At 67.2% G+C, this 20,872-nt stretch carries 19 protein-coding genes; 11 read left to right on the top strand and 8 right to left on the bottom strand.

Annotated features, from left to right (window positions below):
* The 3 genes from sucB to ACWAUG_RS09370 all read right to left on the bottom strand — a co-directional run bounded on the left by sucB (position 1) and on the right by ACWAUG_RS09370 (position 4,567).
* A complete protein-coding gene (gene sucB / locus ACWAUG_RS09380; protein ID WP_298036445.1) occupies positions 1-1,653 on the bottom strand; it encodes a 2-oxoglutarate dehydrogenase, E2 component, dihydrolipoamide succinyltransferase in 1,653 nt (550 codons plus the stop codon).
* Positions 1,654-1,718: 65 nt separating this feature from the next.
* The gene (gene lpdA, locus ACWAUG_RS09375; protein ID WP_298036716.1) at positions 1,719-3,092 is read right to left on the bottom strand and encodes a dihydrolipoyl dehydrogenase; all 1,374 of its coding nucleotides are present in this window, start codon (positions 3,090-3,092) and stop codon (positions 1,719-1,721) included.
* A complete protein-coding gene (locus ACWAUG_RS09370; protein ID WP_298036442.1) occupies positions 3,092-4,567 on the bottom strand; it encodes a leucyl aminopeptidase in 1,476 nt (491 codons plus the stop codon). Before ACWAUG_RS09370 ends, lpdA begins: the two co-directional genes overlap by 1 nt.
* A 102-nt stretch (positions 4,568-4,669) precedes the next feature.
* Here ACWAUG_RS09370 and ACWAUG_RS09365 point away from each other — a divergent pair, with 102 nt between their 5' ends.
* From ACWAUG_RS09365 to ACWAUG_RS09355, 3 genes are all read left to right on the top strand, one after another.
* Entirely contained in the window at positions 4,670-5,605 is a 936-nt protein-coding gene (locus tag ACWAUG_RS09365) for a proteasome assembly chaperone family protein (RefSeq protein ID WP_460802246.1), read from the top strand.
* A 152-nt stretch (positions 5,606-5,757) separates the two neighbouring features.
* Positions 5,758-7,026, top strand: a complete 1,269-nt coding sequence (locus ACWAUG_RS09360; protein ID WP_298036439.1) for an RNA polymerase sigma factor — start codon at positions 5,758-5,760, stop codon at positions 7,024-7,026.
* Positions 7,023-7,718 carry a coenzyme F420-0:L-glutamate ligase gene (locus ACWAUG_RS09355; protein ID WP_298036437.1) on the top strand — a complete coding sequence of 232 codons (696 nt, stop codon included), beginning with the start codon at positions 7,023-7,025 and terminating at the stop codon, positions 7,716-7,718. Before ACWAUG_RS09360 ends, ACWAUG_RS09355 begins: the two co-directional genes overlap by 4 nt.
* 77 nt (positions 7,719-7,795) lie before the next feature.
* On the opposite strand, the gene ACWAUG_RS09350 is transcribed toward ACWAUG_RS09355, so the two are convergent.
* Positions 7,796-8,812: a sugar-transfer associated ATP-grasp domain-containing protein gene (locus ACWAUG_RS09350; protein ID WP_298036434.1), complete on the bottom strand. Its 1,017-nt coding sequence runs from the start codon at positions 8,810-8,812 to the stop codon at positions 7,796-7,798.
* Between the two features lie 80 nt (positions 8,813-8,892).
* On the opposite strand from ACWAUG_RS09350, the gene ACWAUG_RS09345 reads away from it, so the two are divergent.
* Together ACWAUG_RS09345 and ACWAUG_RS09340 are read left to right on the top strand one after the other, a co-directional pair.
* On the top strand, positions 8,893-9,594 hold the full coding sequence (locus tag ACWAUG_RS09345; RefSeq protein WP_298036431.1) for an alanine racemase C-terminal domain-containing protein: 702 nt from the start codon (positions 8,893-8,895) through the stop codon (positions 9,592-9,594).
* Positions 9,594-10,634: an alanine racemase gene (locus ACWAUG_RS09340; protein WP_298036428.1), complete on the top strand. Its 1,041-nt coding sequence runs from the start codon at positions 9,594-9,596 to the stop codon at positions 10,632-10,634. Before ACWAUG_RS09345 ends, ACWAUG_RS09340 begins: the two co-directional genes overlap by 1 nt.
* A 10-nt stretch (positions 10,635-10,644) precedes the next feature.
* On the opposite strand, the gene ACWAUG_RS09335 is transcribed toward ACWAUG_RS09340, so the two are convergent.
* Complete coding sequence (locus ACWAUG_RS09335; RefSeq protein ID WP_460802245.1) at positions 10,645-10,863, bottom strand: DUF7455 domain-containing protein; 219 nt, start codon at positions 10,861-10,863, stop codon at positions 10,645-10,647.
* Between the two features lie 181 nt (positions 10,864-11,044).
* Between ACWAUG_RS09335 and ACWAUG_RS09330 the strand changes: the two genes are divergently transcribed.
* Positions 11,045-13,126 (top strand): DNA gyrase/topoisomerase IV subunit B, encoded by a 2,082-nt coding sequence (locus ACWAUG_RS09330; RefSeq protein WP_460802244.1) that lies wholly within the window; start codon positions 11,045-11,047, stop codon positions 13,124-13,126.
* 62 nt (positions 13,127-13,188) lie between these two features.
* Here ACWAUG_RS09330 and ACWAUG_RS09325 read toward each other — a convergent pair whose 3' ends face one another.
* The gene (locus ACWAUG_RS09325) at positions 13,189-15,633 is read right to left on the bottom strand and encodes a DNA gyrase/topoisomerase IV subunit A (RefSeq protein WP_460802243.1); all 2,445 of its coding nucleotides are present in this window, start codon (positions 15,631-15,633) and stop codon (positions 13,189-13,191) included.
* 93 nt (positions 15,634-15,726) lie between these two features.
* Here ACWAUG_RS09325 and ACWAUG_RS09320 point away from each other — a divergent pair, with 93 nt between their 5' ends.
* Entirely contained in the window at positions 15,727-16,800 is a 1,074-nt protein-coding gene (locus ACWAUG_RS09320; protein ID WP_460802242.1) for an alkaline phosphatase family protein, read from the top strand.
* A gap of 11 nt (positions 16,801-16,811) precedes the next feature.
* Here ACWAUG_RS09320 and sepH read toward each other — a convergent pair whose 3' ends face one another.
* Positions 16,812-17,867, bottom strand: a complete 1,056-nt coding sequence (gene sepH, locus ACWAUG_RS09315; protein ID WP_298036419.1) for a septation protein SepH — start codon at positions 17,865-17,867, stop codon at positions 16,812-16,814.
* Positions 17,868-18,067: 200 nt separating this feature from the next.
* Between sepH and ACWAUG_RS09310 the strand changes: the two genes are divergently transcribed.
* A complete protein-coding gene (locus ACWAUG_RS09310; RefSeq protein ID WP_298036416.1) occupies positions 18,068-18,364 on the top strand; it encodes a DUF4193 domain-containing protein in 297 nt (98 codons plus the stop codon).
* Positions 18,365-18,428: 64 nt separating this feature from the next.
* Here the strand turns inward: ACWAUG_RS09310 and ACWAUG_RS09305 are convergent, their stop codons facing one another.
* The gene (locus tag ACWAUG_RS09305; protein WP_298036415.1) at positions 18,429-18,905 is read right to left on the bottom strand and encodes a DUF3093 domain-containing protein; all 477 of its coding nucleotides are present in this window, start codon (positions 18,903-18,905) and stop codon (positions 18,429-18,431) included.
* Positions 18,906-18,917: 12 nt separating this feature from the next.
* On the opposite strand from ACWAUG_RS09305, the gene dut reads away from it, so the two are divergent.
* Genes dut through ACWAUG_RS09290 form a run of 3 tightly spaced genes read left to right on the top strand, consistent with a single transcriptional unit; the run spans position 18,918 to position 20,727 of the window.
* Positions 18,918-19,391 (top strand): dUTP diphosphatase, encoded by a 474-nt coding sequence (gene dut / locus ACWAUG_RS09300; protein WP_298036413.1) that lies wholly within the window; start codon positions 18,918-18,920, stop codon positions 19,389-19,391.
* A complete protein-coding gene (locus tag ACWAUG_RS09295; RefSeq protein ID WP_298036411.1) occupies positions 19,388-19,978 on the top strand; it encodes a DUF3710 domain-containing protein in 591 nt (196 codons plus the stop codon). The genes dut and ACWAUG_RS09295 overlap by 4 nt, the downstream gene beginning before the upstream one ends.
* Positions 19,975-20,727, top strand: a complete 753-nt coding sequence (locus tag ACWAUG_RS09290; protein ID WP_460802241.1) for a DUF3159 domain-containing protein — start codon at positions 19,975-19,977, stop codon at positions 20,725-20,727. Before ACWAUG_RS09295 ends, ACWAUG_RS09290 begins: the two co-directional genes overlap by 4 nt.
* Positions 20,728-20,872 lie beyond the last annotated feature (145 nt).

Raw genomic sequence — 20,872 nt, 5'->3', positions numbered from 1 at the left:
TCAGGCTCCGAGGTCGGCGGCGAAGTTCGCCGCCTCGAGACGAGCCTTGACCGCGCCCAGGAAGCGGGCGGCATCCGCACCATCGATGATGCGGTGGTCGTAGGACAGCGCCAGGTAGACGTACGAACGGACGGCGATCGCGTCCACGCCATCGACCTTGACCAGGCCCGGACGCTTGACGACCGTTCCTGTGCCGAGGATCGCGGACTGCGGCAGGAATACCACCGGCGTGTCGAACAGCGCGCCGCGCGAGCCGGTGTTCGTCAGCGTGAAGGTTCCGCCGGCGAGCTCGTCGGGCTTCAGCTTGTTGTCGCGGGTGCGGGCGGCGAGGTCGGCGATCTCGTGAGCGATCTCGGCGATGTTCTTCGATGCCGCGTCGCGCAGGACCGGTGTGAGAAGGCCGCGCTCGGTGTCAACCGCGATCGACACGTTCTCGGTGGCCGGGTAGACGATGTTCTCGCCCTCGACCGTCGAGTTGATGATCGGGAACGCGCGCAACGCCTCGGCCGCGGCCAGGGCGAAGAACGGCAGGAAGGACAGCTTGTCACCGGTCTTCTGCAGGAACTCTGCCTTGACGCTGTCGCGGTAGGCGGCGAGCGTCGTGACGTCGACCTCGACGACCGTCGTCAGCTGAGCGGTCTGCTGCATGGACTCGACCGCACGCTTGGCGAGGACCTTGCGCAGGCGCGACATCGGCTGGGTCGTGCCGCGCAGCGGCGAGACCTCGAGCGGAGCCGGCGCGGGAGCGGCCGCTGCGGCGGGTGCGGAGGCGCCTGCGGAGGCAGCGGCGAGGACGTCTTCCTTGCGGATGCGTCCCCCGACACCCGAGCCGTTCACCGTGGCGAGGTCGACGCCCTGCTGAGCAGCGAGGCGGCGCACGAGCGGGGTGACGTAGATGCTGTCGTTGCTCTCGGCGGCCTGAGCCTCAGCCGCGGCAGGTGCGGCCGGAGCGGGAGCCGGTGCAGCTGCGGGAGCCTGTGCCGGAGCCGGAGCCGGAGCCGGAGCGGCAGGAGCGGGAGCAGGAGCCGGAGCGGCAGGTGCCGGGGCTGCCGCGGGAGCGCCGGAGCCGACACGTGCGAGCACGCTGCCGACCTCGATGGTCTCGTCTTCAGCGGCCAGGATCTCCTGCAGAATGCCGGCGACCGGCGAGGGGATCTCGGTGTCGACCTTGTCGGTCGAGATCTCCAGGAGGGGCTCGTCGACGGCGATCTCGTCGCCGATGGCCTTCAGCCAGCGGGTGACGGTGCCCTCGGTCACGCTCTCGCCCAGCTCGGGGAGGACGATGTCGGTGGCGTCGCCGGCCGGCGCAGCGGCTGCGGGAGCAGCAGCGGGAGCCGGGGCAGCCTCAGGCGCGGCGGGCGCAGCTGCGGGCGCGGGGGCCGCAGCGGGCTCCTCCGCAGCGGGAGCGGCGGCGGAGCCGTCGCCGATCCGGGCCAGGAGAGCGCCGACCTCGACGGTCTCGTCCTCGGCGACCAGGATCTCTTCGATAACGCCGCTGACCGGCGAGGGGATCTCGGTATCGACCTTGTCGGTCGAGATCTCGAGCAGGCCCTCGTCCGCCTGAACGGTGTCTCCCACCTGCTTCAGCCAGCGGGTGACCGTACCCTCTGTGACGCTCTCACCGAGAGCGGGGAGGACCACGGATGTGCTCATGACGGAGTCTCCTTCAAGAATGTTTATGACTAGTTCAGCTTACTGACACTGACACCGGTTGGTGGTCAGAGTGCGTGCAATGGTTTTCCTGCAAGGGCGAGAAAAGCCTCGCCCAGCGCTTCGCTCTGCGTGGGATGCGCATGTATGAGCGGAGCGATGTCTTCCGGATGGGCTTCCCATGCCACGGCGAGTTGCCCCTCGGTGATGAGTTCACCGACGCGGTCGCCGAGGAGGTGCACCCCGATGATCGGACCGTTCTTGAGTCGCACGACCTTCACGACGCCGCTCGTTCCGATGATTTCGCTCTTGCCGTTGCCGGCGAGGCTGTACTCGTAGGAGTCGACCGCTTCAGCACCGTGCTCGGCGCGGGCTGCTTTCTCCGTGAGACCGACCGAGGCGACCTCCGGATTGGAGTACGTGATCTTGGGAATCTGCGATTCGGGCACCGGTACGGGGGAGAGCCCGGCGATTCTCTCGGCAACGGCGATTCCCTGAAGGAATCCCCGGTGGGCGAGCTGCAGCCCGGGGACGATGTCGCCGACGGCCCAGACGCCGGGGGCGCTCGTGCGCAACATGTCGTCGACAGCGACGAATCCTCGCTCGACGGCGACTCCGGCCTCTTCGAGGCCGAGATCCGCCGTCGCGGGGCCGCGTCCGACGGCGACGAGGAGGTAATCCCCCGTGTGAGTCGTGCCGTTCTCCAGCGTGACGGTTACGCTCGTGTCGTCCTGAACGGCGGTTTGGAAACGGGTTCCGAGCTCGTAGCGGATGCCGCGACGACGGAAAGCCCGCTCGAGGCCCTTGCTCAGGGTCTCATCCTCATTGGGGACGAGATGGTCGAGGCCTTCGATGATCGTGACCTCGGCGCCGAAGGAGCGCCAGACGCTGGCGAACTCGACGCCGATGACGCCTCCCCCCAGGATGAGGACGCGTTCGGGGATCTCGTCGAGCGCCAGGGCCTGTTCACTCGTGATGATCCGGCCGTTGATCTCCAGGTCGGGCAGCGAACGGCTGTATGACCCGGTCGCGAGGATGACGTCTGGTGCAGTGTACGTTTCGTTGCCGACCTGCACAGCGTGGTCGGCGGTGAGAGTTCCGCTGCCGCTGACCACAGTGATGCCTCGGGCCTTGATCAGGCCTTCGAGCCCCGCGAACTTCTTCGCGACGATCTTTTCGCGGTAGGTGCGAACCCCCGCAGCGTCCACGCCCTCCAGCGAGGCGAGGACCCCGACGGACGCGGCCGATCGCACGTGGTCTGCGACCTCCGCCGCATGCAGCAGAGCCTTCGTCGGGATGCAGCCTCGATGCAGGCATGTGCCGCCGAGTTTGTCCTTCTCGATTAGCGCGACCGACTTGCCGAGCTCGGCGGCGCGCAGCGCTGCGGCGTAGCCGCCGCTGCCGCCGCCGAGGATGACGATGTCGAACGTGTGCGCTGCCATCATGCGCCCGGGATGCTCGCCTCGGCGAGGGCGACCAGGGAGCGGACCGTCGCTCCGGTGGGCCCCTTGTCGGTGTAGCCGTACGGTGCGCTGCCGTGCTCGGCGGAGCCGGCGACGTCGAGGTGCACCCAGGGGATGCGCGGTGCGTCATCGCCATCGCCGGTGCGGCCGATGAAGCGCTGCAGGAACAGGCCCGCGTACATCGAGCCACCGGCGCGATCGCCCATATTGGCGTTCTGCATGTCGGCGATCGGCGAGTCGAGCGTGTCTTCCATGTACTCCGGGAGCGGGAGAGCCCAGGCCGGCTCGCCGGCGGTCCGTGCGGCCTCGAGATACTCGGCGACCGTTGCGTCGTCACCCATGACACCGGTGTGGCGGTGGCCGAGGGCGACGAGGATCGCACCCGTGAGAGTTGCGACATCGACGATCACATCGGGGTTCTCACGGCTCGCGGCGACCAGGCCATCCGCCAGGACGAGGCGGCCTTCGGCGTCGGTGTTGAGGACTTCCACGGTGGTGCCGTCGAGCATGCGCAGGACGTCGCCAGGGCGCGTGGCCTTGCCCGAGGGCATGTTGTCGGTGATGCACATCCACGCGGTCACGCGGACGGGCAACTGCAGCGCGGCGATCGCACGGATCGCGGCGAGCACGGTGGCCGAACCGGCCATGTCGAACTTCATGCCGACCATTGATGCCGCGGGCTTCAGGGAGAGCCCGCCGGTGTCGAACGTGATGCCCTTGCCCACGAGGGCGATGTGACGGCCGGATCCGGCCGGGGCGTATTCGAGACGCACCACGCGCGGTGCGCGGTCGGAGCCCTGTGCGACGCCGAGGACGCCGCCGAAGCCCTGCTCCGCGAGGTCCTTCTCATCCAGCACTTCGACGCTGATGTCTGTGCCGGACACGGCGTCCACGGCGCTCTGAGCGAGGTCTGCGGGGCTCTGCCACTCGGCGGGGGTGTTGACGAGGTCCTTGACGAGGGCGAGCGCATCGCCGAGCACGCGGGCGCGATCGGTCGCGGCATCCGTCAACGAATCGCTGTGAACGGTGACCTGCGCGGCGCGGGGCTTACCCGGCTTCGCCCGGTACCCCTCGAAGCGGTATCCGCCGAAGACGGCTCCTTCAGCAGCGGCCGCCGCGTGCTCGTCCAGGCCCGCGGCCAGCGCGAGGGAGACGTGCTCGAAGCCGGTCAGCGTGCGCAACGCCGTGCCGGCCGCTTCGCGGACAGCACCGGCATCCGGCGCGGAACCGACCCCGACGACGGCGAATGCTCCGGTCGCGACGGCGGGCAGATGCACGCGGGCGAACGCGGAGGCGGCGCCGGTGAAGCCGATGGAGTCGAGGATCTCCGCGAGTCCGGGATAGGCCTGGAGCGCCTCGGGGAACACGGTCGTGTCCGGAACGATGAGCACTGCTGCGTCGGCAGCGCTAGCGGGGAAGTTTTCAGTGCTGTGCGAGAGCGCGGGAAGCGTCATGCCTCCATCCTAGGTGCGTCGTGGCTCTCGCCGGCCCGTTGTGTTCGCTGTCAGCATGTCGGCGCCGCGTCCCCGACTGCCACAGGCTCGTAGCATGGATGTATGCCCGAACACGGAAATCTTCATGAGCGCGTCGCCAATGCACCCGACGTTCCCTCGGGGCTGCCGCTGGTCATTCTGTTGACCGGTTTCACTGACGCGGGCTCTGCGGTGTCCGGCCTGATCGAGCACTTGCGCGAGGTCACCGACCCCCAGCCGATCGTCGTGTTCGACAACGACCGGCTTCTGGACTACCGGGCGCGCCGTCCGATCTTCACCTTCGAGCACGATCATCTGAGCGAGTACCGCCCGGCCCGGCTGGAGCTGTCCCTCGCACACGACGCTCTCGGCCAGCAGTTCCTCCTGCTCTCCGGGTACGAGCCGGATTTCTCCTGGGAGGCCTTCACCGCCGCCGTCCTCGATCTTTCGACGGAGCTCGGCACATCCGGCGTCACCTGGGTCCATTCGATCGCGATGCCTGTCCCGCACACCCGCCCCATCAGCACCACGGTCAGCGGCAACCGCAAGGAGATCGCGGCATCCGTTTCGGTGTGGCGTCCGCGCACGCAGCTCCCGGCGACGGCCGGCCATCTCCTCGAGTACCGATTCTCCGAACGGGGCGATCGAGTGGTCGGGTTCGTCCTCCTCGTGCCGCATTATCTGGCCGAGACCGAGAATCCCGAGGCCGTCATCGCCGCAGCCGATCGGATCATGGGCTCTACGGGAATCGTCCTCGGTCTCGATGAATTGCGCGAACAGCGCTTGGAGTTCCTCGCGAAGGTGAATGAACAGGTCGACAGCAACGATGAGCTGCGTCAGATGATCCAGACGCTGGAAGGGCGATACGACGCCTATATGGCGGGGCGCGATCCGGACGCCGGTGATGATGGCGGCTTCGATGAGCGCGATCTGCCGAGCGCTGACGAGCTCGCAGCGGAGTTGGAGCGCTATCTCGCGACGCGTCCCCGGGGCGACGAGGACAAGCGTCCGCACTCATGACGTCACAGGATGCGCCCTTCCGGCCCATCCTGTGACATACTGGGTGTCTGACCCGTTGTCAATGACCCCGCCGCAAGGCTGGAGACTTGACAAGGGTCTTACTAGTGTCCGAAATGTCCCGGAGCGGCGTGCCGCTCCGTGAAAGGCGAAACGTGACTCCTGCCGCGACCAAGAACACCCGGACGACGAAGGCGAAAACCGACCCCGAGGCCGTAGAGACCGAGGCTGCTGACGCAGAGAAGCCCGCCGCGGCGAAGAAGCCTGCGGCGAAGAAGGCGACGACCGCGAAGAAGCCTGCTGCGAAGAAGGCTCCGGCGAAGCGCAAGAAGGCTTCCGACGACGATCTGCTCGAGGGCGACTCCGCAGATGCGGAAGCAGCTCCCGAGGAGACCGAAGAGGAGGAAGCGAAGAAGCCCGAGTTCACCGAGCCTCTTCCCACCGGCGCCATCGTCCTCACCTCCAAGGATGAGGACGACGTCCCCGTCTACTCGACCCAAATCACCGGCGCGACCGCCGACCCGGTCAAGGACTACCTGAAGCAGATCGGAAAGGTCGCGCTGCTGAACGCGGCCGAAGAGGTCGAGCTCGCCATGCGCATCGAGGCCGGTCTGTTCGCCGAGGAGAAGCTCTCAGCGATGTCCGCCGCTGAGAAGACCAGTCAGCTCGGGCTCGACCTGCAGTGGGTGGCCCGTGACGGACAGCGTGCGAAGAGCCACCTGCTCGGCGCGAACCTCCGTCTCGTCGTCTCGCTCGCCAAGCGCTACACCGGCCGCGGCATGCAGTTCCTGGACCTGATCCAGGAGGGCAACCTCGGCCTCATCCGCGCGGTCGAGAAATTCGACTACACCAAGGGCTTCAAGTTCTCGACCTACGCCACTTGGTGGATCCGTCAGGCCATCACGCGCGCCATGGCCGACCAGGCCCGCACGATCCGTATTCCCGTGCACATGGTCGAGGTCATCAACAAGCTCGCCCGCGTTCAGCGCCAGATGCTCCAGGACCTGGGCCGCGAGCCCACCCCCGAAGAGCTCAGCCGCGAGCTCGACATGACGCCCGAGAAGGTCGTCGAAGTGCAGAAGTACGGCCGTGAGCCCATCTCGCTGCACACGCCCCTCGGCGAGGACGGCGACAGCGAGTTCGGTGACCTCATCGAGGACACCGAGGCGGTCGTCCCGGCGGATGCCGTCGGCTTCACGATGCTGCAGCGCCAGCTCGAGCAGCTGCTCGACTCGCTCTCCGAGCGCGAGGCGGGCGTGATCCGTATGCGCTTCGGTCTGGGCGATGGACAGCCGAAGACGCTCGACCAGATCGGTGACACGTTCGGCGTGACGCGTGAGCGCATCCGTCAGATCGAGTCGAAGACGATGGCGAAGCTGCGCCACCCGAGCCGTTCGCAGTCGCTGCGGGACTACCTCGAATGATGCAGGCGAATGACGGAAAGGCGCTCGAGACGCGCGTCGACGGCACTCGTTATGCCCGCCTTCCGCTGCGCACGCGCGTGGTGATGCCCGGTGACGATCTCGACGAGATCATCACCGAGTACGCGTCCGGCTCGGTACAAGCCGGAGACCTGCTCTTCGTGACCGAGAAGATCGTCGCGATCACCCAGGGGCGCTCGTACCGTCTCGATGAGATCCAGCCTCGCAAGCTCGCGCTGTTCCTGTCGAAGTACGTCACACGCACCCCGTACGGGATCGGCCTCGGCATGCCCGAGACGATGGAGATGGCTCTGCGCGAGTGCGGCACGCCGCGGATCCTGTTCGCCGCGGCCGTCGCCGCTGTGACGAAGGCATTCGGTCGCAAGGGCGACTTCTACCGCATCGCGGGGGACAAGGCCCGAGCGATCGACGGCCCGACCTCGGGCACCATCCCGCCGTACAACCAGGCTGTCGTGCTGGGGCCGGAGCGACCGAACGAAGTCGCCGCTCATGTCAAGGAGATCATCGGCGGGATCGCCGATGTGGCGGTCGTCGACATCAACGATCTCGGCGGCAACATCCTGGGCTCGACCCTCGACAAGCCCGGCGAGGAGCGCCTTCTGAAGGTCCTCGGCGACAACCCGCTGGGCCAGGGCCACCAGTCGACCCCGATGGGGATCGTCCGCGCGGTCTGAGAGATCTATGAGAAAGGGTCCGGATGCTGAGCATCCGGACCCTTTCTCGTCGCCTCGCAAGAGGCGGCGTGATCGGCTCAGAAGCCGATGACCTCCTGATAACGGGGCTTGTGCCCGGTGCGGATGCCGCTGACGCTCGGCTTGTTCTCGTAGACGCCGCAGCCCCAGTTGCCCTCGACGAGAACCGGCCCGTCGGGGGAGACGACGATGTCCCATCCCACGTACTGAACCTGGGGCACTACGCGGGCGATGTCGTCGATGAAGGCGCGAACCTTTTCCATGTGCGGCAGCTGGAACTCGGCGATCGGGAAATCGGTGTCGGGGTGCTTCTCGTAGACATGGCCGTGCGAGTCGTAGCCGGCGCTCTTCGCGCGCCCGTTCTCGTCGAGCATCGTGTAGAAGCCGCCGAAACTCATCTGGTCGCTGACCTCACCGCGCCCGAACTTCTGAGCCATGGCGAGGATATGGGCCTTCTCTCCATCGAAGAATGCGGTGATGCGGGTGGTGTTGACCGTGCCCGGGCAGACCGCCGCAAGATCCTCATGCTGGCGGATGACCTCTTCGATGAGGAACTCTCCGCGGGAGAGGAGACCGGCGTGGAACTCGTCCCAGTCGGTGACATCGGCGGCGTGATAACGGTGGACGCCGAGACCGGCGACGCCGATAGGCTCCTTCGTGACGATCGTTCCCTGTCGCTCGGTGAAGGCGCGGACCTCATCGGCGTTGCCCTCATCGACGATCATCCATTCGCGGTTGAGGAACGTCGAGAAGCGCTTGTCGAATTCGATCTTGTCCTGGAAGATCCCTCGGTAATCGGGGTGGTCGTACTTCTGCGAAAGCTCGTTGGAGACCGGGTGCGTCATGAATGTCGACCGCTCTTCGCGGGTGAGCATGGCGAAGTCGTAGTCGATGTAGTCCTGGAAGCCCACGTTGCGCCGTGCGGCGGACCAGAGCATGTCGACGACGACGGCCGGAACGGCCTTGCCGTGCTGCTCAGAGGCTTCTTTCGCGCGCTCGACGACCGAGGCGACATCGATGCGGCGAGCACGGGCGAGAAGGTACTTGACGCGCGGGACGAGAGAAAGACGTGACATTGTGCTCCGGAGGTTGGGGACACCTCCAGTCTACGGGGCGGCGGCCTCGCGGAGCCGGGAGCGGCGATAGTGTGGAGAACGTGCACCAGATCCCATCCAGCGCCGCTCCTCGGGCGGTGCTGTCACGGTCGGCGCTGCGGGCCTCGGCTTCGACGGCCCTCGCCGGGGGAGGTCGAATCGCCGATCTTCGCCGCGACGCGCACGGCCACGGACTCCTGCCGGTAGCACGCGCGGTGATCGATGCGGGCGCCGAGCGCGTCCTCGTCGACGGGCCCGCCGAGATCGCTCAGCTCGCGCAGCATGCACTCCCGGCGACGGATGTCGGGACGGTCGACATCGACTCCCACCTCCTCTACGGGATCCCCGGGCAGGGAGCATCCGTCCCTCTGCCTCCGCTGCGTCTTCTCGGCCGCGTCATGTCGACCAAGCAGCTGCGCGCCGGCGACGGCGTCTCCTACGGGTACACCTACCGCGCGGTCTCCCCCCACCGCATCGCACTCGTCACAGGCGGCTACGCCCAGGGCATCGTCCGCGCGCTGGGGAACCGAGCCGCCGTCGAGATCGGCGGCGTCATGCGCCCCATCATCGGCCGTGTCGCAATGGACGTGTGCGTCGTCGATCTCGGAGAGAGTCGGGCCGAGGTCGGGCAGCCGGCGACCTTCTTCGGAGGATCGGGCCCTGCCCGAAGCGCTCTAGCGGAGTGGGCCGACGTCACCGGTCTCACTGCGGCAGAGCTGATGACGGTCGCCGCCAGCCACGCGATCCACGAGGAGGAGGACTGATGGGCCCGGCCCTGCACCTGTCGACGCGGACCTTCGCCGCGAACATCGAGGCGGTCCGTGCGCGGATCGCCCCATCACAGCTACTCCTCGTGATGAAGGACGATGCTTATGGGCACGGGCTGAGCTGGGCGGTCCCCGCGGCTCTCACCGCCGGGGTCAGCTGGTTCGGCTCCTACGACATCGCTGCAGGCCTGCGGATCCGCGAGCTGTCGAGCGATGCGCCCGCCCGCATCTTCTCCTGGGCGACCTCCACCCCAGACGAGGTCGAGCACGCGCTCGAGGCCTCACTCGACCTCGGTGTCGGCACCGTCGACTATCTGGCGCTCATCGTCGAAGCCTCGCGCCGCACGGGATCGGTCGCCCGGGTGCACCTCAAGATCGACACCGGTTTGAACCGCAACGGGGTCCGCCGCGAGGACTGGGGCGAGTTCGTCTCCGCCGCCAGAGCCGCCGAGCGCAGCGGCGCGATCCGCATCAGCGGAGTCTGGAGCCACCTCTCCGAGGCGAGCGATGACGAGGACGACGCTTCACAGCAGATCTTCCTGGACTCCATCGATGCGATCGAGTCCAGCGGGCCGGCTCTCGAGCACCGGCACCTCACGGCATCGGCCGCCTCCTGGTGGCGGCCGGAGCTGCGCGGCACGCTCAGCCGGATCGGCGCCTTCTGCTACGGCATCCGCTCCGCCGACGGCCCGGACCTCGACGGTATCCGCCCGGCCGCCCGGCTGAGCGCCTCCGTCCTGGAGATCCGCGCCGACCACGTCGTCATCGATCTGGGTTCCTTCGACGGCGTCCCCTCATCTCTCGCCGGCAGCAAGGTCGGTACGCCCGCAGGTCCTCGTGCCATGAGCGCACTCGGGCCCATGACATCGCAGGTGGAGGCCTGGCCGGGAGCGGAGATCGGGGACGAGGTCTGGATCTTCGGCTCCGGCGAGAACGGCGAGGACACAGCCACGGCTCTCGCCGAGAGCATCGATACCGTCGGCGAAGAAATGATCACCCGCCTCACCTCACGGGTGAGACGGGTGATCGAAGACTGATCCGGTGCGGTCAGACGGCGTCGACGAGACGGGCCGTCTCATCGTGCCAACTCGTGGCCACGCTGCGCAGCTTCTCTTCGTACTTGCGGCCGTGGTGGGCGCAGAACAGAAGCTCCGAGCCATTCACCTCGGTGGCGATGTAGGCCTGGGCGCCGCAGGAATCGCAGCGATCCACCGCGGTCAGACGGTACTCGACTGCGGAGGTCTCACGTTCGGTCGTGGCGTTCATCTCGGTGCCTCCTCGGGTATCGGCGTCCGGTCGTAATGTGCTCAATACAACCATGATCCCGGGTGAGTCATGCCCGGAAAGCGGTGTGTTTCGCTCACGGCTTACCCCGGTTCGCTCTGCGGCGCGCTCTCGGGGAGTGTCTGAGCCGTTCGACGTTCGCCGACGAATAGAATCGAGGATTGTGACCGCCGAGTATTCCGCCCATCATCTGCAGGTCCTTGAAGGACTCGAAGCAGTCCGCAAGCGTCCCGGCATGTACATCGGCTCGAACGGGTCGCCGGGCCTCATGCACTGCCTCTGGGAGATCATCGACAACTCCGTCGACGAGGCGGTCGCCGGCAATGGATCGAAGATCATCATCATCCTGCATGCCGACGGCAGCGTCGAGGTGCACGACCGCGGTCGCGGCATCCCCGTCGATGTCGAGCCGCGCACGGGTCTGACGGGCGTCGAGGTGGTCTTTACGAAGCTGCACGCCGGCGGCAAGTTCGGCGGTGGCTCCTATGCCGCTTCCGGTGGCCTGCACGGCGTCGGCGCATCCGTCGTCAACGCGCTCTCGGAACGTCTCGACGTCGAGGTCGACCGCGGTGGCAAGACCTATGCCATGTCCTTCCACCGGGGCGAGCCCGGCACTTTCCAGGACTCGGGCGAGAAGCGTCCGGATGCCCCGTTCTCGCCCTTCGAGAAGAGCAGCGCGCTGTCCGTGGTCGGCAAGGCGAAGCGCGGCGTCACCGGTACCCGCGTGCGCTACTGGGCCGACCGCCAGATCTTCACGAAGGATGCGTCCTTCCAGCTGAACGAGCTCGAGACGCGCGCACGGCAGACGGCGTTCCTCGTCCCGGGGCTGGAGATCGTCATCCGCGATGAGCGCGGTGAGGAACCGGTGGAGACCTCGTATCACTACGAGGGCGGCATCTCGGAGTTCGTCGAGTTCCTCGCCTCGGACGCTCCGATCACCGACACGTGGCGGATCCAGGGGGAGGGCACCTTTCGCGAGACGGTTCCCGTGCTCCAGGCGGACGGCACGATGGCATCGACCGAGGTCGAGCGGCGCTGCGCCGTCGATCTCGCTCTGCGCTGGGGGACCGGGTACGAAACCACCATCCGCTCCTTCGTCAACATCATCGCCACACCCAAGGGCGGAACGCACCAGCAGGGGTTCGAGCAGGAGCTGCTGAAGGTCCTCCGCTCGCAGATCGATCAGAACGCGCGCCGACTCAAAGTCGGCGCGAACGACAAGATCGAGAAGGACGATGTCCTCGCCGGGCTGACGGCTGTCCTCACCGTCGAAGTCCCCGAGCCGCAGTTCGAAGGACAGACCAAGGAAGTGCTCGGCACGCCGGCTGTGCGCCAGATCGTCGCCCAGGTGCTGCGCAAGGAGCTCGGCGCACGATTCTCTTCGACCAAGCGCGACGATAAGAATCAGGCCGCGCAGCTCATGGAGAAGGTCGTCTCCGAGATGAAGGCGCGAGTCTCGGCGCGGGCCCACAAGGAGACCCAGCGCCGCAAGAACGCGCTCGAGTCGTCGTCGCTTCCGGTCAAGCTCGTGGATTGCCGTGCGCACGACGTCGAGCGCAGCGAGCTGTTCATCGTCGAGGGAGACTCGGCGCTGGGAACAGCGCGGCGCGCGCGCGACAGCGAGATCCAGGCGCTGCTGCCGATCCGAGGCAAAATCCTCAACGTGCAGCGCGCCTCGATCGGAGACATGCTCTCCAATGCTGAGTGCGCGGCGATCATCCAGACGATCGGCGCCGGTTCCGGCCGAACCTTCGACATCTCCGCGGCCCGTTACGGGAAGATCATCCTGATGAGCGATGCCGACGTCGACGGCGCGCACATCCGTACGCTTTTGCTCACGCTCTTCTTCCGCTACATGCGCCCTCTGATCGAAGCGGGTCGCGTCTACGCCGCTGTACCGCCGCTGCACCGGGTGATCGTGATGAATCCGGGCTCGAAGCCGAACGAGACGATCTACACCTATTCCGAGCAGGAGCTGCATGCCCTGCTGGCGAAGCTTCGCAAATCGAATAAGCGCTGGCATGAGCCGATCCAGCGGTACAAGGGCCTGGGCGAGATGGACGCCGATCAGCTGGCTTCGACCACCATGGACCGCTCCGGTCGTCTTCTGCGCCGCGTGCGCATGGAGGATGCTGAGGAAGCCGGCCGCGTATTCGAGCTGCTGATGGGCAACGAAGTCGCTCCGCGACGAGAATTCATCGTGGAGTCTTCCGATCAGCTCTCGCGTGAGGCGATCGACGCCTGACCACGGCGCAGACGACGATGGCCCGCACCGTTCCCGGTGCGGGCCATCGCTGTTCGTGCGGGTCAGACGATAGGCCGTCCAATGGATCCGATGACGCTGTCGACGGGGACCCCTGACGCATCTCGTTTGACGAGAGCATCGGGAAGCTTCCGGACGGCTCCGTCCGGGCCGACCGCATAGGCGGGGGACGGACCGACCCATGCCGCGATCAGCCGGTCCTCGCCCTTCAGGAAGGCGTGCGCGCGCACACCACCCGTCGCTCGCCCCTTGGCAGGGAAATCGGAGTACGCGGATGTCTTGGCGCGCCCCGGATCAGTGCCCGCGATCGCGCCCTCCGTGCCGGAGACCGTCACGACGACCGTCTCCTGGGCCGGGTCGACGACGGTGAAGGACAAGACCGTGGCGCCGGCAGAGAGCTTGACTCCCGCCATGCCTCCTGCCGGGGCGCCCTGCGGACGCACCATCGCGGAGGAGTAGTGCAGGAGTTGGGCGTCGGAAGTGACGAAAACGATATCGGTGACATCCGGCGCGGGAGCCGCGCCCACGAGGGAATCGCCGGTCTTGAGAGCGATGATCTCCGTCTCAGGGCGGACGGGGAGCGTCGCCGGGACGATGCGCTTGACGATGCCCTGCTGGGTGCCCAGTGCGATCGGAACCTTGGAGGCGAGATCCACGAGGGCGAGGATCTTCTCGGACCGGGCGGTGATCCCCAGATACTCGCGCAACGATGTTCCCGCGGCGAGCTGCACCGAGCTGGCGGGCACGGACGGCAGATCAACGGGGGAGAAGCGCAGGAGCCGCCCCGTGCTCGTGACGGCACCGACATCGCCGCGGACCGTGGCGCCGACCGTCGAGAGGATCGCATCATGCTTGCTGCGGCGCGCGGGTCGGTTCAGCTCCTGCCCCTCGGCCGTCTCCACGCGCACGGCCCGACCGGTCGTGGAGAGTACGAGCAGCGTCGGCGCGTCCGCGATCTGGAGGTCGACATCTCCCGGCTTCGCACGCTTGGGCGTTGCCGGCTTCGCATTCAGCAGCAGCGTGCGCCGTGGCGTGCCGTACTGCTCGGCGGCAGCATCCAACTCCTTCGCGACCTGCGCGCGCAGAAGCGCCGGCGATCCCAGCAGCTCGCGCAGCTGATCGATCTCGGCCTGCAACGCATCGCGCTCGGTCTCGAGCTCGATCCGTGAGAACTTGGTGAGCCGGCGCAGGCGCAGCTCGAGGATGTATTCCGCCTGCACGTCCGACAGCTCGAAGACCTGGCGGAGCTTGGCTCGGGCCTGCTCCGAATCCTCGGAGGAGCGGATGACCTGGATGACCTCGTCGATGTCGAGGATCGCGATGAGCAGCCCCTCGACCAGGTGCAGACGCTCTTCGCGCCGCGCCAGTCGGTAGCGGCTGCGCCGCGTGATGACCTCGAGGCGGTGGCCGACGTAGACGCTGAGCATTTCCTTCAGGCCCAACGTGCGCGGCTGCCCCTCGACGAGCGCGACGTTGTTGATGCTGAAGGAGTCCTCCAGCGGAGTGAGGCGGTACAGCTGTTCGAGGACGGCATTCGGGTCGAAACCGGTCTTGACGCCGATCTGCACGCGCAGGCCGTTCTGACGATCCGTCAGATCGTTGACGTCACTGATCCCCTGCAGCTTCTTCGCCTGCACGGCATCGCGGATCTTCTCGATCAGACGCTCGGGACCCACCATGTAGGGCAGCTCGGTGACGACGATTCCGGTGCGGCGCGGGCCGATCTGCTCGACGGACACCTTGCCGCGCACCTTGAACGCGCCGCGACCGTTCTCGTAGGCGTCGCGGATGCCGTCGAGTCCCATGATGATTCCACCGGTCGGGAAGTCCGGGCCGGGGACGAAGTCCATGAGCTCATCGAGCGTCGCATCCGGGTTCTCGAGGAGGTGGATCGCCGCCGCGATGACCTCGATGAGGTTGTGCGGTGCCATGTTCGTAGCCATGCCGACCGCGATGCCGCTGGCCCCGTTCACGAGCAGGTTGGGGAAGGCCGCCGGAAGAACTGCGGGCTGCTGGAACTGGCCGTCGTAGTTGGGGACGAAGTCGACGACGTCCTCGTCGAGGTTCTCGGTCAGCGCGAGGGCCGATGGCGCCAGGCGGGCCTCGGTGTAGCGGGAGGCAGCGGGGCCGTCATCGAGGGAGCCGAAGTTGCCGTGGCCGTCGACGAGCGGCATGCGCAGCGCGAAATCCTGAGACAGGCGCACCAGGGCGTCGTAGATGGCCGAGTCGCCGTGAGGATGCAGCTTTCCCATGACTTCGCCGACGACGCGCGCGCTCTTGACATGGCCCTTCTCGGGTCTGAGCCCCATCTCCGCCATCTGGTATAGGATGCGGCGCTGCACGGGCTTGAGCCCGTCACGCGCATCGGGCAGGGCTCGTGAGTAGATGACCGAGTACGCGTACTCGAGGAACGAACCCTGCATCTCGTTCGACAGATCGATGTCTTGGATGCGCTCTTCGACGGGCTCGCTGGCAGAGGTGCGGGGCATGTGTTTCCTGGATGCTGTGGGGCCTGTGAAAGACTGGCTCGGATGCCTCCCATTCTAGTGTCGAGACCCCCTGCGGCCCGGATTCTCAGCGGGGTGGCGGACGAGCTGCTCGCCGCCGTCGACGGTGGTGGATCCCTCGGCCCCGCGCAGTCGGTGGTCATGGTCCTCATCGATGGGCTCGGAGCGATCCCGCTGCGGGCGCACGCGGGGCATGCGCGCCATCTGACAGCCGGGATGGCGAAGAAGGACATCGCCCACTCGGTCTTCCCCACGACCACCGCGGCGGCTCTCACGAGCCTCGTCACGGGCGCTGAGCCGGGGGAGCACGGGCTCGTCGGATACGAGGTCCTCGATTCCGGACGCGACCGGATCGTCAATCAGCTCTCCGGCTGGGAGGAGGGCGGCCTCGACCCCGTGCTCTGGCAGCCTCGCCCCACGGTCTTCGAGCGCTTCGTCGCCATGCAGCGGCCGGCGTTCGCCGTCGGGCTCGCCGCCTATGCGCACAGCGGCTTCACCCGGGCAACGCTGCGCGGCGCGACCTTCGTCGCCGAACGCACGCCGGCGGATCGCGTGGCCGTCGCTTACGCGCTGGCGGCCGACAACCCCGGCTCCGTCGTCTACTGCTACCTCCCGGAGATCGATAAGGCCGGTCACCGCCATGGCATCGATTCCGCGGAGTGGATCGCCGCTCTCGAGGAGATCGACGGGGCGCTCGCGTTGCGCGTTCCCCGTGACGTCGGCGTCGTGATCACCGCCGATCACGGCATGATCGATGTTCCGCGTCATCGCCAGATCGTCCTCGAGCCCGGCGATGCGCGCTTCGACGGCGTTCGTCACATCGGGGGAGAGCCGCGGATGCTGCACGTGTACCGCGAGCCGGACGCCGAGGCCTCGGCGCTCGCGGAGCGCTGGCGCGTTCTCAGCGCGGGCCACGCCGATGTCGTCACCCGTTCCGAAGCCATCGACGGCGGACTGTTCGGGCCGCGCGTCACGCCCGCCGCAGCGGAGCGCATCGGAGATGTTCTCGTGATCGCGCGGGGAAACCGGGCGTTCTACGACGGTCGGGACGGAGAACAGCGGTCGCAGGGGATGATCGGACAGCACGGGGCGCTCACTCCCGAGGAGTACCATGTCCCGTTCCTGCGCCGCGGCGCTTTCGCCCGCTGACGCGTCGCGGCTCAGTCGTCCGTGCGGGCGCCGAAGACGATTTCGTCCCACGAGGGCATGGCGTTGCGGCGGCGCTTGCGGCCGGCGCCCTCGTTCTGCGTCTCCGGGCGAGCGGGCGCCTCCTTCTCGGGCTCGCTCTTCTCCTCGGCCGGAGCCTCGAACAACGAGATGGGGCTCACCGACGGGACATCCTCGGCGGGGGGCGCCGGATCCTCGTCGATGAGAGGCGCGTTCTCGCGCTGTCCTCGACGCCGACGCAGGGCTTCGAGGAGGTCGGCGGTCTCGGCGCTGGTCGTCGATCGATCGGGAGCTCGTTTGATCGCGGCGTACTGCACGGCGGGGTCGGAGCGCTCCGGGAGGAACGGTTCGTCGAACGCGGCTTCCGCCGTGGGCTGGGGGAGCAGGCGCGGGCCGAATGCGCCGGAGTCGAAGCGACTGACATCCTTGTAGGGCGACTCGGTTCGTTCGCTGTCTACCGCGCGCAGGCGCGGGATCAATCCGTCGGGCAGCGAACCCTGTCGTGAGAGCTGCGTGGCGTCGCCGTTGATCGGCGAAAGCGCGCTGCGCCGGGGGTCGAAGCTCCATCGGGCGTCATGGGTGACGTCGTTCGCCACGAACTCGACCTTGACGATCCAGCCGGACTCATCCTTCCAACTGGCCCAGCGCTCGTCATGAGCGCTCAGATCGGCGAGTTTGGCGCGGATGGCGACGCCGAAGGTCGGCTGGGCATCCGGCTCGACTTCACTTCCGATGAGCACCGGAACCGCCAGAGCCTGTCCGATGATGTGCTCACGCTCTGCGAGGACCGGGCCTTCGAAGCGGGTGACGTCTTCGACGCCGATGCCGAGGAGTTCAGCGGTCTCGGCGGCGGAGAGCCCGGATCGGATGTGCGCCTGAATCTCGCGAGGACTCGCCGTGACGCGGGGTGCGTCCTGATCGTTGCGACGACGAGCGCGACGGATCTCGCGCTGCAGGACGTCGTCGATGGCGAGCGCGAAGCGCTCACCGCTGCCGGTGGCGAGGATCAGCAGGTCGTCTTCGGTGCCGACTATTGTGACGTTTTCCATGCGAATGCCCCTCTGATGGGTGTTGGTCAATGGTGTCACGGACTGGTGTCAACCGGCGGGAATACTCTGGGCGTGCCGCGGGTTTGGATGATGACGCACGCGCGGCATTTGCTTATCGCTCCGACTTCGTGCAAACTATGCCCGCCGCTTACCCGACGGCACACCCGACCACTAGCACCAGGAAAGTGGAGATTCACCGAATGGCAACCGACTACGACGCCCCGCGCAAGAGCGAAGACGACTCCTCCGAGTCGATCGAAGCCCTCAAGGAGCGTGTGCCCGACAAACTGTCTGGCGCGACCGGAGACGAGGACTCGGACAACCCGACGAGCTTCGATCTTCCCGGTGCAGACCTTTCCGACCTCGAACTCGACGTCGTCGTGCTGCCCGCACAGCAGGACGAGTTCACCTGCATGAGCTGCTTCCTGGTTAAGCACCGCTCGCAGCTCGACCACGAGGGCGCAGAGGGTCTCATCTGCAAGGAGTGCGCTGCCTGATCGCAGACGCTTCACCTATGCGCGCCCCAGCCGTCTCGGCTCGGGGCGCGTTGTCGTTCTCGGATCAGCGATCGGCCGCTGCGCGGGCGTCGCGGATCGCAGCCGCGAGCCGATCGGGCGTGCGGGTCGAGATCGACCAACTGGTCACGGGGTCATCCGGGTCGGTGTTCTCCACACGCACGAGACCATCGATGCCTCCGCGGATGAGATTCCACCCCCGCGCGGGCAGGCCCGGACCGCGCGCCTGTCGCGCCGCGTCTCCGGTGAACTCGGTCACCTCGCCCAGCCATCGGGCATCGATGTGGGCACGGCCGGCGTGAAGGACGGTCCCCTCCACGCGGATACGCGCCGAGGTGATGATCAGCAGTGCCACGATCAGGACAGCGGCGCCTATTCCGATCAACAGCGCAGGGAATGACCCCAGAGGGGTGAAGGTCAGCGTGATCATCGGGCCCGCGAGTGCCGCGGTGACCAGGAGCCACAGGCTCGGAGAAAGTCGCTCGCGGTATCGAGCGCGCGTGTCAGCAATGGGGTTCTGCATTAGCCTCAGGGGGTGAGTGATTCCGTCGATCTCCCCATCATTGCATCCGTTGTGCCGCACTACGCCCATCCGGGCGATGCGGGCGCGGACCTCGTCGCGGCCGAGGCCGTGCGCCTCGAGCCCGGAGAACGTGCGCTCGTGCCGACGGGCGTTCGCATCGCGCTCCCGGACGGCTATGCGGCATTCGTCGTTCCCCGCAGCGGCCTCGCTGCGAAGCACGGCATCACGATCGTCAACTCTCCGGGCACCGTCGATGCAGGCTATCGCGGTGAGATCAAGGTGAGCCTGCTGAACACAGACAGCTCCACCGCGTACGATGTGGCCGTCGGGGATCGCATCGCACAGCTGATCATCATGCCCGTGACCCGCGCGAACTTCATTCCGGTCGACGCACTTCCGGACAGCGCGCGCGGTGCGGACGGATTCGGGTCCACCGGCTACCAGAACCCGGCGACTGAGCCCGGGCAGGCAGGAAACAGGAAATGACTGAAGAGATCACCCAGCCGACATCGAAGTCCGCACCCGCGAATCGCGCCACGGACGGCCCCTTCGACGAATCCGAGGCGAATCCGGTTCGCCCGTACATCGACCTCGGCGGCATCAAGATCCTCCCGCGCGAGGGCCTCAATCTCCGCCTCGAAGTGGAAGAGCAGTCCAAGCGCATCGTGGCGGTCGGGCTGGACTACGAGGGCTCGTCGCTCCAGGTGCAGCCCTTTGCTGCTCCGCGAACGCTGGGACTGTGGCACGAGACGCGCATGCAGCTCATCGACCAGGTCCGCCAGCAGGGCGGGCGCGTCCAGGAACGCGAAGGCGCGCTCGGGCAGGAGCTGCTCGCCGAGGTCCCCGGACCGGCATCCGAAGGCTCCCAGCTCCGTCTGGCGCGTTTCATCGGCGTGGACGGCCCGCGCTGGTTCCTCCGCGGTGTGATCAACGGCGCTGCGGCGTCGGATCCTGCGGCCGCGGAGAAGGTCGAAGACCTCTTCCGCTCGATCGTCGTCGTCCGAGGCGGGACTCCGATGCCCCCGCGCGACCTCATTCCGCTGAAGATGCCCGCGACTCCGGGAACCGCGTGACCGAGGAGCGCCCTCAGAGCGAGGCTTCCGAGCCGAGCGCCTCGGAAACAATCGGCGCCGCGCTCGGCGCCGCGGCGCGTCGCGCCGGGCTCGACCCGTCCGACAGCGCCTCCACGCAGAAGGTCGTCTGGTCTGCGATGGGTGGCTGGCGCGGCATCCTCGAATCGGTTCTGCCGACGCTGGCCTTCGTCATCGTCTTCACGCTTCGGCCCGAGCCGCTACTGCTGTCGCTCGGCGTCTCCGTCGGCCTCGCGGCTGTCTTCACGATCGTTCGGCTCGTGCAGAAGTCTCCTCCCTCGGCGGCGATCGGCGGGCTGCTCGCCGCGGCCGCCGCCGCGGCGCTGGCTCTGCTCACCGGCAAGGGCGCCGATAATTTTGTACCCGGCTTCCTCACGAACACCCTGTACGGCGCGGCGCTGCTCGTCTCGGCATTCGTCGGCTGGTCGCTGATCGGCCTCGCCGTCGGATTCCTCATGGGGGAGGGGACGGCCTGGCGGCAGCACCGCCGCAAGCGTCGAGCGTTCTTCTGGTTGGCGATCTCCTGGGCCGGACTCTTCATCGCCCGACTGGCCGTCCAGGTGCCGCTGTACTTCCGTTCGGTGGATGATCCGTCGATCACGGCCATGCTCGGCACGGCGAAGCTCGTCATGGGGCTTCCGCTCTTCGCGCCGATGATCGCCGTGACCTGGCTCGTCGTCCGGGCCCTGTACCCCCGCGCGTCGGACGCGGACACCGCGGATAACGCGTGATAGATTTATCTTGACGTCAAGATAAATTTTCGACTTCCGCTGGGTGCCCACTCGGAGGACACTGTTAGGTGTGCCTTGCTGGCAGCCAGCTCCCCAGGCGAGCAAGATGGATTCGCCTGTCGCTCCCACAGACTAGAAGGAGACG

This window comes from Microbacterium sp. GXF6406, from assembly GCF_054798215.1.
This window is presented reverse-complemented; position numbering and strand designations above follow the sequence as displayed.

Excerpts from the sequence above, each read along its gene's own strand:
- sucB (WP_298036445.1), bottom strand. The coding sequence starts at position 1,653 with ATGAGCACATCCGTGGTCCTCCCCGCTCTCGGTGAGAGCGTCACAGAG.
- ACWAUG_RS09335 (WP_460802245.1), bottom strand. The coding sequence starts at position 10,863 with ATGAACGCCACGACCGAACGTGAGACCTCCGCAGTCGAGTACCGTCTG.
- ACWAUG_RS09310 (WP_298036416.1), top strand. The coding sequence starts at position 18,068 with ATGGCAACCGACTACGACGCCCCGCGCAAGAGCGAAGACGACTCCTCC.
- lpdA (WP_298036716.1), bottom strand. The coding sequence starts at position 3,092 with ATGGCAGCGCACACGTTCGACATCGTCATCCTCGGCGGCGGCAGCGGC.
- ACWAUG_RS09350 (WP_298036434.1), bottom strand. The coding sequence starts at position 8,812 with ATGTCACGTCTTTCTCTCGTCCCGCGCGTCAAGTACCTTCTCGCCCGT.
- ACWAUG_RS09340 (WP_298036428.1), top strand. The coding sequence starts at position 9,594 with ATGGGCCCGGCCCTGCACCTGTCGACGCGGACCTTCGCCGCGAACATC.
- ACWAUG_RS09295 (WP_298036411.1), top strand. The coding sequence starts at position 19,388 with ATGACTGAAGAGATCACCCAGCCGACATCGAAGTCCGCACCCGCGAAT.
- ACWAUG_RS09325 (WP_460802243.1), bottom strand. The coding sequence starts at position 15,633 with ATGCCCCGCACCTCTGCCAGCGAGCCCGTCGAAGAGCGCATCCAAGAC.
- ACWAUG_RS09365 (WP_460802246.1), top strand. The coding sequence starts at position 4,670 with ATGCCCGAACACGGAAATCTTCATGAGCGCGTCGCCAATGCACCCGAC.
- ACWAUG_RS09370 (WP_298036442.1), bottom strand. The coding sequence starts at position 4,567 with ATGACGCTTCCCGCGCTCTCGCACAGCACTGAAAACTTCCCCGCTAGC.
- ACWAUG_RS09305 (WP_298036415.1), bottom strand. The coding sequence starts at position 18,905 with ATGCAGAACCCCATTGCTGACACGCGCGCTCGATACCGCGAGCGACTT.
- sepH (WP_298036419.1), bottom strand. The coding sequence starts at position 17,867 with ATGGAAAACGTCACAATAGTCGGCACCGAAGACGACCTGCTGATCCTC.
- ACWAUG_RS09355 (WP_298036437.1), top strand. The coding sequence starts at position 7,023 with ATGATGCAGGCGAATGACGGAAAGGCGCTCGAGACGCGCGTCGACGGC.